Raw genomic sequence first — 11,087 nt, forward strand, 5'->3', positions numbered from 1 at the left:
GGCTGCGGGGCCGCTGGGTCGAGGTGGATCAGGCCCAACTCGCCGTCGCGGTAAGGTTTCTGGCCGAGCACGGCAGCGGGACCATGGCGCCGGTCGAACTGCTGCGGCTGGCCGTGGACGACGGCGCGGTGGTGGACGGCCTGCCGGTCACCGAGGTGCGGGCGGCCGGGCCGATCGGCGATCTGCTGGCCGGCCGGCCGGGCCCGGCGGACCGCGTCCCGGAGCTGCCCGAGGGCTTCACCGGCACCCTCCGCCCGTACCAGCGGCGCGGGTTGGCCTGGCTGGACGCGCTCGGCCGGCTCGGCCTCGGCGCCGTCCTGGCCGACGACATGGGCCTCGGCAAGACGGTGCAGACGCTGGCCCTGCTCGCGCTGGAGCGGGAACGCGGCGCCCGCGGCCCGGTGCTGCTGGTCTGTCCGATGTCGGTGGTCGGCAACTGGCGCCGGGAGGCCGCCGCCTTCGCGCCCGGCCTGCGGGTGCACGTCCACCACGGCCCCGACCGCACCGCGCCCGCTCCGGCCGCGCCCGGCGACGGCGCCGGTACCGGCAGCGGCACCGGCCTGGACGGCTCCGCCGACCCCGCCGACCTCCCCGACCTGGTCATCACCACCTACGGGGTGGTCCAGCGGGACGCCGCCGAGCTGCGCCGGATCCACTGGCGGCGGATCGTCGCCGACGAGGCGCAGCACATCAAGAACCGTTCGGCCCGCCAGTCCAGGGCGCTGCGCTCGCTGCGCTCCGGCCCGCGGATCGCGCTCACCGGCACCCCGGTGGAGAACCGGCTGGCCGATCTGCACGCCGTACTGGACTTCGCCAACCCGGGCCTGTTCGGCAGCCCGGAGTCGTTCCGGGAGCGGTTCGCCAACCCGGTCGAGCAGACCGGCAGCGTGGACGCGGCGGCCCGGCTGCGGCGGGTCACCGGCCCGTTCCTGCTGCGCCGCCGCAAGAGTGATCCGCAGATCGTCCAGGACCTGCCCGCCAAGCAGGAGTTCACCGTCAGCTGCTCGCTGACCGCCGAGCAGGCCGGGCTCTACCGGGCGGTGGTGACCGATCTGCTGGAGCGGCTGGGCGGATTGCGCGGGGTCGAGCGCAAGGGCGCGGTGCTGGCGGCGATCGGGCGGCTCAAGCAGGTGTGCAACCACCCGGCCCAGCTGCTGCACGACGGCACGGCGGTGGCGGGTCGTTCGGGCAAGGTGGAGCGGCTGGTGGAGCTGCTGACGGAGGCGCTGGCCGAGGGGGACCGGGCGCTGGTGTTCACCCAGTACGCCGAGTTCGGTGCGATGCTCCGGCCCTATCTGCGGCGGAAGTTGGGCGAGGAGGTGCTCTATCTGCACGGCGGGGTGCCGCGCGGGCGCCGGGACGCCATGGTCGAGCGCTTCCAGTCACCGGACGGGCCGAGGGTGTTCCTGCTGTCGCTCCGGGCGGGCGGTACCGGGCTCAATCTGACGGCCGCCAACCAGGTGGTGCACCTGGACCGCTGGTGGAACCCGGCGGTCGAGGACCAGGCCACCGACCGCGCGCACCGGATCGGGCAGCGCCGTGACGTGCAGGTGCGCCGGCTGGTCTGCGCGGGCACGGTCGAGGAGCGGATCGACGAACTCCTCACCGCCAAGCGGACCCTGGCCGAGGCGGCGCTCGGCGCCGACGAGCAGTGGCTGGCCGAGCTCCCGGCCGAGCGGCTGCGCGAGCTGCTCACCCTGTCCGCCGACTCGATCGGAGCGTGACCCCGATGACCCCTGCGACCCCTTCGGAGCGTCCGACGGAGTACCGCCCGGACCGCGGCGCGGACCGGCCGCTCGCCGAACTGCTCGACGTCTACTGGCACGGTCGGGTGCCGACCCCGGTCGACCCCGGGCAGGACGAAGCGCCCACCGCCCTGGACGAGTTGGGCCCCTCCGGGATCACGGTGCGCGGCCGCCCGCTGGAGGCCGGACTCGCCGCCGCCTACCGGCGGTTCACCGGGGCCGGCTGACCCCGGTGGACCGCCGTGCGGTGCCGACGGCTCAGCCCGCCGTGACCGGGTAGTGGTCGGACAGGTCGTTGTAGGTGTAGCTGGTGCCCCAGCTGCTCACCGTCCAGGGCGCGCTGTGGAAGCGGACCACCGAGTTGGTGTAGGCGGCCGGGCGCGCGTGGTCGGCGCGGTAGAGGACGTAGTCGAGGTCCTCCTTCGGCTCGCCGGGGTAGCGGTAGGCCGCGATCGAGTTGTCCGCGGTGTCGAAGGAGTTGACCCAGCCGTCACGGGTGGTGGCCGGTGCCACGCCCGCGTTGGTCAGCAGCGACGGGTACTCGCTGCCGTGCGAGTCGATGTTGAGGTCGCCGGCGAGCACGATCGGCTCGGCGGCCGGGATGTTCTTGGCGTCGACGAAGGACTTCATCGCCTTGAGCTGGGCGGCCCGGACGGTGGCCGGCTGGCCGGCCGAGCAGCCGGAGTCGGTGGACTGGAGGTGGGTGCCGATCACGTGGGTGCGCACGCCGTTGACGTTCAGCACGGCGTAGACGAAGCCCTTGTTGGACCACCAGTCCGCCCCGCAGGCGTCCTTGAAGATGTACTGCTCCTTGCGCAGGACGGGCCACTTGCTGAGCAGGGTGACGCCGCCGTCCTCGGGCGTGGTGGAGCTGTAGCTGCCGTAGGTGGCGTCCCAGCCGCTGGTCGAGCGGCCGACGACCGGGGTGTGGTACGGGTACTGCGCCGAGGCCTGGGCCACCAGGGCGTCGGAGGCGGCGTTGTCGAAGGCCTCCTGGAGCACCACGACGTCCTGGCCCTGGAACACGTCGGCGGCCGGGATGGCCTTGGCCCGGTAGTCCTGGCCCCAGTTGGGGTAGAGGTTCTTGCTCATCAGGAAGATGTTGTACGTCAGCACCTTGAGCGGCGCGACCGTCGGCAGCGCGGCGGTGGTGCCCTGCGAAGTGGCGGTGGTGCTGCCCGCCGCGGGGGCGGCGAGGGCGCTCGGCGCGGCGGCGAGCGGGGCGAGCAGGGCGGCGGCAGCGGTGCACACCGCGGCGAGGCGCGCGCCGGGGCGGCGCGTGGAGGGAGTTGGCATGTGCGCAGTGAAGCGAGACCGGGCCACGCTCGTCCAGACAGTGAACGATAACCATATGAACTCATTGGTAACTTAAAGCTGTCTGGCCAACTCCTCCTCGGGCGGAGGAACTTGTCCGGACAACGCGCTCGGCCACCACATGTGCCGGTCCAGGTCGACGGTCAGCGCGGTCACCAGGACGGAGCGCACCACCAGGGTGTCCAGCAGCACGCCGAGGGCCACCGCGAAGCCGATCTCGGCGAAGCCCACCACCGGCAGGGTGCCCAGCACGGCGAAGGTACTGGCCAGGATCAGGCCGGCCGAGGTGATCACACCGCCGGTCGCGGCCAGTCCGGCCACCGCCCCCCGCCGGGTGCCCTGCTGCACGGCCTCCTCGCGCACCCGGGTCATCAGGAAGATGTTGTAGTCGATCCCGAGCGCCACCAGGAACACGAAGACGAACAGCGGGAAGGAGTTGTCCTGCCCCTCGAAGTGGAAGACGTGCTCGAAGAAGAACGCGCTGATGCCCAGCGCCGCCGCGTAGGAGAGGACGACGGTGGCGATCAGCACCAGCGGCGCGGTGACCGCCCGCAGCAGCAGCGCGAGGATCACCAGCACCACGCCCAGCACCAGCGGGATGATGGTCCGGTTGTCGGAGGTCGCGGCGCGGCCGGCGTCCAGGATCACCGCCGTCGAACCGCCCACCTGGGCGTCAGCGTTCGGCACGGCGTGCACGGCGGTCCGCAGCCGGTCCACGGTGTCCTTGGCGGCCTGGCTGTCCGGCGGGTCGGTGAGCGTCGCCCGGAACAGCGCCCGCCCCTCGTGGAACGTCGGTTCCGTGGTGCTCGCGATCCCGGCCGTGGCCCGGGTCGCCTCGCGGACCGCGCCGCTCTCGGCGGCCGCCGAGACGACGGTCAGTGGCGCGCCGGTGCCGGCCGGGAAGTGCGCCTCCAGGGCCTGCTGACCGACCACCGAGTCCGGTGTCCCGGTGAAGCTGCCGGCCGTGCTGAGCCCGGTGGCGTTCAGCGAGACCAGTCCGACGCAGCAGGCCGCCAGGGCGAGCCCGGTGCCGATCCACACCTTGCGCGGCCGCTGCGCGATCCACTCGCCGACGTGTGCCCAGCGTCCGGAGCGGGTCGGTTCCGGCGTACCGAAGGCGGGCTTCACCGGCCAGAACACCCAGCGACCGAGGATCACCAGCAGCGCGGGCAGCAGGGTCAGCATCGCGACCAGCGCCACCAGCACGCCGATCGCGCAGACCGGGCCGAGGCCGCTGGTCGAGTTCATCTCCGCGACCAGCAGGCAGAGCATCGAGGCGACCACGGTCGCGGAGGAGGCCAGGATCGCCGGACCGGCCCGGTGCAGGGCGAAGGCCATCGCCTCGTGCCGGTCCTCGTGCCGGCGCAGCTCCTCCCGGTAGCGGGCGGTCAGCAGCAGGGCGTAGTCCGTCCCCGCGCCGAGCACCAGCACGATGAGGATGCCGGCGCTCTGGGCGTTGACGGTCAGTCCGGCGTGGTCTGCCAGCAGGTAGATCACCGCTTGGGCGACCACCAGCGCCCCGGCCGCCGAGAACAGCGGCAGCATCCACAGCACCGGGCTGCGGTAGGTGAGCAGGAGCAGGACGATCACCACGGCGACGGTGGCGGCGAGCAGGGTGGAGTCGATCCCGGCGAAGGCCTCGGCCTGGTCGGCGCCGACCCCGGCCGGGCCGGTGACATGGGTGGTCATGCCGAGGCTGTTCTCGGCGGCGGTGGCGCGCAGGCTGTCCACCGCCGGGCGGAGGTCCTGCCAGCCGCCGGTGCCGATGTCCACCGACACGATGGTCTGCAGCGCCTGGCCGTCGGCGGACTCCACCGGCCCGGTCACCGGGCCCACCACGTGCGGGGCGGAGGCGAAGGCCCGGGCGTCCTTGACCGCCTCGGCCTTGTCGGCGGGCGTGATGCCGCCCTCCCGGACGTAGACCACCACCGCCTGGGCGGTGTCCACCGGCTGGAAGGCGCGCTGCTCGTCGAGCACCTGGGTGGACTCGGCGTTGCCGGGCAGCCAACTGGACGCCTGGTTGTCCTCGACGTCGGTGAGCTTGCCCGCCAGCGGGCCCGCCACCACCAGCAGGACCAGCCACAGGGCCAGCACCACCCACTTGCCGCGGCGTCCGCACGGCAGCTCGGCCAGTCTCCGGGTCGGGCTCATCGGGGGACCACCGTTCTCGGGGCTGCGGCGGCGCGGGTCGGCACCACGCGTCGGCATCGTCCGCTCCAGCCTGGCACCGGCCCCCGGACCCGGCAGCCCGAGCGGCACCGGTGGGCCGCCGACCGTGTGTCGACCGGTCCCCGAGGCCGCCCCGGACCCGGGCCCGGTGGGTCGGGTGGGGCGGGTGCGCGCGGACGGTGCGAGGGTGGTCCCGGCGTGCGGTGGTTCTTCCGTCGTTCACACCGCGCTCGCCTCCCGGCGTCGCTGCGTTGGCGGGCCACCGGGACGGTAGTGGCGCCCTGTCAGCCCTTCCCCCCAGGACGGACATCGTGACCGCATCGCGCGCACCGCGTCGACGCCGCAGCCTCGCCCTCCTCCTCGCCACCGCCCTCGGCCCCGTGCTGGCCACCGGCGTGCTCGGGGCGTCCCCGGCCGCCGCCGCGCCGGCCGACGACATCCGGATCAACGAGGTGGTGACCACCGGATCCGTCAACGACTCGATCGAGCTCGTCAACAAGGGCACCGCCGCCGTCGACATCTCGGGCTGGGTCCTCAAGGACGACAACAACAGCTCCAGCTACAAGGTCGCCGCCGGCACCACCCTCGCCGCCGGCGCGTTCAAGGCCTTCGACGTCCACAACGCCTTCGGCCTCGGCTCCGCGGACAAGGCCCGGCTGTACCTGCCGAACGGCAGCACCCTGGTCGACAGCTTCACCTGGAGCACCCACTCCGCGCCGTCCTGGTCGCGCTGTCCCGACGGCACCGGCGCCTTCGCCCAGGCCCAGCTCACCCTGGGCGCGGCCAACAGCTGCGGCTCCGGCGGCGGCACCCCGGTGGCCTGGCCCGGTAGCAGCAGCATCGCCACCGCCGACGCCTCGAACGTCTTCGGGACCGACCTGAGCGGTCTCTACCAGGACGGCGGCGTGCTGTGGGGCGCGCAGAACTCCGGCAAGCTCTGGCGCCTGCTCCCCGACGGCTCCGGCGGCTGGACCCCCGACACGGCCTCCGGCTGGAGCTCCGGCAAGACGCTGCGCTTCCCGGGCGGCACCGGCAGCCCCGACAGTGAGGGCGTGACCGTCACCTCCGCCGGGGCGGCGGGCGGCGTCTTCGTCTCCAGCGAGCGCAACGGCGACGCGTCCGGCACCAGCCGGCTGTCCGTGCTGCGCTACGACGTGAGCGGCACCGGCAGCACGCTGACCGCCACCAAGGAGTGGAACCTCACCGCGAGCCTGCCCGCGGTCGGCTCCAACCTCGGCCTGGAGGGCATCACCTGGGTGCCGGACAGCGCGCTGACCGCGGCCGGCTTCAAGGACGAGTCGACCGGCGCGGCCTACGACCCGGCCGGGTACGCCGCCCACACCGGCGGGGTGTTCTTCGTCGGGGTCGAGGGCACCGGCGCCGTGCACGGCTTCGTCCTCCAGGACAGCGGCAGCTTCACCAAGGTCGCCTCGACCAGCACCGGCCTGGCCGGGGTGATGGAGGTCCAGTGGGAGCCGCAGACCTCGCGCCTGTGGGTGGTCTGCGACGACACCTGCAACGGCCAGCACCGCACCCTGAAGGTCAACGCCTCCGGCGTGTTCGCGACCACCGCCGTCTTCAACCGCCCGACCGGGATGTCCAACCTCAACAACGAGGGCTTCGCGATCGCGGGGGCCGCCGAGTGCGTCGGCGGCAGCAAGCCCGTCTACTGGTCCGACGACAGCAACACCGGGGGCCACGCCCTCCGCAGGGGCACCGTCACCTGCTGATCCGGGGACAGCCGTCCGCCCCGCGGCCCCGAGCCACCCGGCTCGGGGCCGCGGCCGTTCCCTGCCCTCACACCGGCAGGGGGCCGGTGGCGGCGCGGGAGCGGAGCCGCTTCAGGGCGGTGATGTCGAGGGTGTGGCCGGCGCCCTCGCCGCCGTGCTTGCGGTCCGGGGTCTCCACGATCAGGGGGACGCCGGCCGTGGCCGGGTGCTCGAAGAGCTCGCGGAACGGTTCGGCGCCGATCAGACCGGCGCCGATGTTGGCGTGCCGGTCCTTGCGGGCGCCGACCGCGTCCTCGGAGTCGTTGGCGTGGATCAGCCGCAGCCGGCCCGGTCCGGCGGCCTCGACCAGCGCGTCCAGGGTCGCCCGGACGCCGCCCGGCGCCGCCAGGTCGTGGCCGGCCGCGAAGGCGTGGCAGGTGTCCAGGCAGACCCCGACCTTCGGGTGCCCGTCCAGTGCCTCCATGTACCCGGCGAGGTCCTCCATCCGCGCGCAGAGCGAGCTGCCCTGGCCGGCCGTGGGCTCCAGCAGCAGCCACGGCGCGTCCTCGCCGAGCGCGTCGAGCTCGTCCAGCAGCCGCCGCACGTCCTCGCGGACCTGGGCCATCGCCTCCGCCCGCCGGGAGCTGCCGCCCGGGGCGGAGCCGACCGCCGACCCGGTGTGCAGCACCACGCCGAGCGCGCCGATCGCGTGCCCGCGCCGCAGCGAGTGGCGCAGCGAGTCGGCCGAACGCTCCCTGGTCACCGGGTTGTCCGAGCCGAAGTTGATCAGGTACGGCGCGTGCACGTACGCGGGGACCGCCCGTTCCGCGCAGGCCGCCCGGAACTCCGCGTCCTGCGCCGGGTTGCCGGTCGGCGTCGCCCAGCCGCGCGGGTTCGCGACGAACACCTGCACCGTCTCGGCGCCCACCCGCCCGGCGTACGCGAGGCCGGTGCCGGCCAGGCCGCGGCCGGCCACCGGCACGTGGGCGCCGATCGGGTTGCGGAGGTCGGCGGCGGTCTCGGCTGCGGCGGTCTCGGCTGCGGCGGTCCCGGCCGCTGGGGTGGCGGCTGCGGCGGTGCTGGTGCTCATGGCCCCGAGCATGGCACGCCGACGGCGGACCGCCGTCGGCCGGGCCGCTGCCCCGACCGGCCGACGCCCCGTCAGCCCGGCAGCCCAACCCTGGTGGCGGGGCCTCCCGCCCGCCCCTAGCGTCGGTTCGGCCGACACCCACCGGCCGTCACCTCCCGACCACCCCGCGTCATCGTGCCGACGTCCCCGCGAGCGCGCCCCCGCGTCGGCGCGTCAGAAAGCAGGTCACCACTCATGCCCACGCGACGGGTCCACCACCTCGCCGCGGCCACCGCCGCCGCCACGACCGCCCTGACCACCGTGCTCACCGCCGTCGGCGCCGCGCCCGCCCGCGCCGCCGGCGACCTGCACCTGGTCCGGCCCGGCGAATCGATTCAGCAGGCCGTCGACGCGGCCCTGCCCGGCGACACCGTGCAGCTGCTCCCCGGCGAGTACCGGGGCAGCGTCCGGATCACCACACCCGGCCTGACCCTGCGCGGCGCGGGCCGGGACAGCGTGCTGCTGCCCGCCGACGCATCCGCCCCCGTGCCCGCCGACGGCGCCGCCGTCTGCGCGGCCGCCGGCCACGGCCTCTGCGTGGCCGGCACCGACGACCGGCCGCTCGCCGGCGTCACCGTCGAGGCGCTCGCCGTCACCGGCTTCCGCAAGAACGGCATCAACGCCTCCGGCACCACCGGGCTGACCGTGCGCGCCACCTTCGTGCACGACAACGGCCAGCAGGGCATCAGCCAGGAGAAGTCGACCCGGGGCGTGATCACCGCCAACGAGTCCACCCGCAACGGCCAGTCCGGCGTCTTCCTCGCCAACTCGGTGGACAGCGAGGGCGGCGCCCTCTCCGCGGACGGCACCCTGGTCAGCGCCAACCTGCTGACCGACAACCGGGTCGGCGTCACCGTCCGGCGGCTGCGCGACCTGAGCGTCGAGCGGAACCGGATCCACGGCAACTGCGGCGGGGTGTTCGTCGTCGGCGACGAGGGCGTGCCCCGGGCCGGCGCCCTCACCGTGACCCGCAACCAGGTCGTCGCCAACAACCGCTACTGCCCGCCGAACCCCCGGCTCGACCACATCCAGGGCGCCGGGATCGTGCTCACCGGGGCCGAGGAGACCTCGGTGACGGAGAACGAGGTCCGCGACAACGTCGGCGCCTCGCCGTTCTCCGGCGGCATCGTGCTCGTCCACAGCGTGGTCGGCGTGGCCAACGCCCGCAACACCGTCGCCGACAACCTCGTGCTCGGCAACGGGCCGGCCGACCTGGCCGACCGCGACACCGGCACCGACAACTCCTTCGCCCGCAACCAGTGCGCGGTCTCCGAGCCGGCCGGCCGCTGCTGACCGGCTCCCGGCCCGCGCCCCCGGAGCGCGTCCTCACCTCCACCGACCCCCGCAGAAAGCAGAGACCCGGCCCCATGACCACCGCACCCGCCACCACCCCGCAGGCAGCCATGCGCCTGCGGGAGCTCGTCTTCGGCGCCGCCTGCGCCGCCGCCGTCCGCGCGGCCGCCCGGCTCGGTGTCGCCGACGCGCTCGGCGACACCCCCACCCCCGTCACCGACCTCGCCGCCGAGCTCGGCACCGAGCCCCGCCAGCTGCGCCGCCTGATGCGCGCCCTCACCTGCTACGGCATCTTCGAGGAGCTCGACGGCGACCGCTTCACCCACACCGACATGTCCCGGCTGCTGCGCGAGGACGCGCCGAACAGCCTCCGCTACATCTCCCTGTGGTGCACCGAGCCGTGGACGTGGGAGGCCTGGCCGAAGCTGGACGAGGCGGTGCGCTCCGGCCGCAACGTCTTCCCCGAGCTGTTCGGCAAGGAGTTCTTCGACTACCTGCACAGCGACGCGGGCGAGTCCGCCAGGGTCTTCGACAAGGCGATGACCACCTCCAGCCGGCAGTCCGCGGCCGACTTCGCGGCCTACCTCGACCTCACCGGGATCGACGCGGTGGTCGACATCGGCGGCGGCCAGGGCCATGTCCTCGCCAGCCTGCTGGAGAAGCACCCGGCGCTGCACGGCACCCTGCTGGACCTGCCCAAGGTGGTCGCGGGCGCCGACGCCCGGCTGCGCGAGGGCGGCGCCTTCGCCGACCGGGCCCGGCTGGTCCCCGGTGATTGCCGGGAGGCGATCCCGGTCGTCGCGGACCTCTACATCATCAAGAACATCCTGGAGTGGGACGACGCGAGCACCCGCCGCACGCTGGCGAACGTGGTCGCCGCGGCCCGCCCGGGCGCCCGGGTCGTGGTGGTCGAGAACCTCGTCGACGACAGCCCCTCGATGCGCTTCACCACCGCCATGGACCTCATGCTGATGCTCAACGTCGGCGGCGCCAAGCACTCCGAGGCGAGCATGGTCCGGCTGATGACCGAGGCCGGGCTGGAGGTCCGGGAGGTGCGCGCGGTCAACCCGTACCTGCACGCCTTCGAGGCCGTGGTGCGCGGCTGACCAGATCCGCCGGAACGACGCGGCCGCCGGTCCCCTTCCGAGGGGGGACCGGCGGCCGCGTCGTGGGTGGGCGTCGCGGGGCGGGGTTCAGGCCTTGCGGCTGGACTCCAGGTGCGCGAAGACCACCACGTTGTCCAGGTAGTCGCGGCGCTTCTTGTCGTAGGTGCCGCCGCAGGTGATCAGCCGGAGCTGGGCGTCGGGCGTCTTCCCGTAGACCTTCTGGTCGGGGAAGGCGTCCTTGGCGAAGGTCTCCACGGCGTCCACCGAGAACACCGCGACCGTGCCGTCCGCCCGCCGGACCTCCACCTTGTTGCCCGGCAGCATCAGGCTGAGCAGCAGGAACACCGCCGGGCCCTTGGTGGTGTCGACGTGTCCGGCGACCACCGCGGCGCCGCGCTCGCCGGGGGTGACGCCGTCGCGGTACCAGCCGACCAGGTTCTTGTCGTCCGGCGGCGGGGCGTTGAGCTGGCCGGCGGGGTTCAGGGTGAGCTCGGTGAAGGGGGCGTCCACGTTGAGCTGCGGGATCCGCAGCCTGGTCGGCTTGGAGCGCTTCAGCGGGGCCGCCGCCTTGACCGGCGCGGCGGGTGCGGGGGCCGCGGCCCCCGCGGGTGCGGTGGGGGCC

The 11,087-nt window shown here is 74.1% G+C and carries 9 protein-coding genes; 5 read left to right on the top strand and 4 right to left on the bottom strand.

Annotated features, from left to right (window positions below):
* Both BI06_RS35610 and BI06_RS35615 read left to right on the top strand, forming a co-directional pair.
* Positions 1-1,724, top strand: a 1,724-nt coding sequence (locus BI06_RS35610) for a DEAD/DEAH box helicase (RefSeq protein WP_043475273.1), incomplete at its 5' end; no start/stop codon positions are given.
* Between the two features lie 5 nt (positions 1,725-1,729).
* Complete coding sequence (locus tag BI06_RS35615) at positions 1,730-1,972, top strand: hypothetical protein (protein WP_043475276.1); 243 nt, start codon at positions 1,730-1,732, stop codon at positions 1,970-1,972.
* Positions 1,973-2,003: 31 nt separating this feature from the next.
* On the opposite strand, the gene sph is transcribed toward BI06_RS35615, so the two are convergent.
* Both sph and BI06_RS35625 read right to left on the bottom strand, forming a co-directional pair.
* Entirely contained in the window at positions 2,004-3,041 is a 1,038-nt protein-coding gene (gene sph, locus BI06_RS35620; protein WP_051742634.1) for a sphingomyelin phosphodiesterase, read from the bottom strand.
* 72 nt (positions 3,042-3,113) lie between these two features.
* Positions 3,114-5,210 (bottom strand): MMPL family transporter, encoded by a 2,097-nt coding sequence (locus BI06_RS35625; RefSeq protein ID WP_043475278.1) that lies wholly within the window; start codon positions 5,208-5,210, stop codon positions 3,114-3,116.
* A gap of 329 nt (positions 5,211-5,539) precedes the next feature.
* Between BI06_RS35625 and BI06_RS35630 the strand changes: the two genes are divergently transcribed.
* Positions 5,540-6,958 carry a lamin tail domain-containing protein gene (locus tag BI06_RS35630; protein ID WP_043475281.1) on the top strand — a complete coding sequence of 473 codons (1,419 nt, stop codon included), beginning with the start codon at positions 5,540-5,542 and terminating at the stop codon, positions 6,956-6,958.
* A 67-nt stretch (positions 6,959-7,025) separates the two neighbouring features.
* Here BI06_RS35630 and BI06_RS35635 read toward each other — a convergent pair whose 3' ends face one another.
* On the bottom strand, positions 7,026-8,027 hold the full coding sequence (locus tag BI06_RS35635; protein WP_082558927.1) for a deoxyribonuclease IV: 1,002 nt from the start codon (positions 8,025-8,027) through the stop codon (positions 7,026-7,028).
* 234 nt (positions 8,028-8,261) lie between these two features.
* Between BI06_RS35635 and BI06_RS35640 the strand changes: the two genes are divergently transcribed.
* Together BI06_RS35640 and BI06_RS35645 are read left to right on the top strand one after the other, a co-directional pair.
* Positions 8,262-9,359, top strand: a complete 1,098-nt coding sequence (locus tag BI06_RS35640; RefSeq protein WP_051742635.1) for a nitrous oxide reductase family maturation protein NosD — start codon at positions 8,262-8,264, stop codon at positions 9,357-9,359.
* Positions 9,360-9,433: 74 nt separating this feature from the next.
* Entirely contained in the window at positions 9,434-10,465 is a 1,032-nt protein-coding gene (locus BI06_RS35645) for a methyltransferase (protein ID WP_043475404.1), read from the top strand.
* Between the two features lie 87 nt (positions 10,466-10,552).
* Here the strand turns inward: BI06_RS35645 and BI06_RS35650 are convergent.
* Positions 10,553-11,087, bottom strand: a 535-nt coding sequence (locus BI06_RS35650; protein WP_051742636.1) for a class F sortase, incomplete at its 5' end; no start/stop codon positions are given.

Source organism: Kitasatospora sp. MBT66 (assembly GCF_000710405.2).
GTDB classification, from domain to species: Bacteria; Actinomycetota; Actinomycetes; order Streptomycetales; family Streptomycetaceae; genus Kitasatospora; species Kitasatospora purpeofusca.

Bases quoted from the DNA above. Each gene is read 5' to 3' on its own strand.
- BI06_RS35645 (WP_043475404.1), top strand. From the start codon at position 9,434: ATGACCACCGCACCCGCCACCACCCCGCAGGCAGCCATGCGCCTGCGG.
- sph (WP_051742634.1), bottom strand. From the start codon at position 3,041: ATGCCAACTCCCTCCACGCGCCGCCCCGGCGCGCGCCTCGCCGCGGTG.
- BI06_RS35635 (WP_082558927.1), bottom strand. From the start codon at position 8,027: ATGAGCACCAGCACCGCCGCAGCCGCCACCCCAGCGGCCGGGACCGCC.
- BI06_RS35615 (WP_043475276.1), top strand. From the start codon at position 1,730: ATGACCCCTGCGACCCCTTCGGAGCGTCCGACGGAGTACCGCCCGGAC.
- BI06_RS35640 (WP_051742635.1), top strand. From the start codon at position 8,262: ATGCCCACGCGACGGGTCCACCACCTCGCCGCGGCCACCGCCGCCGCC.
- BI06_RS35625 (WP_043475278.1), bottom strand. From the start codon at position 5,210: ATGAGCCCGACCCGGAGACTGGCCGAGCTGCCGTGCGGACGCCGCGGC.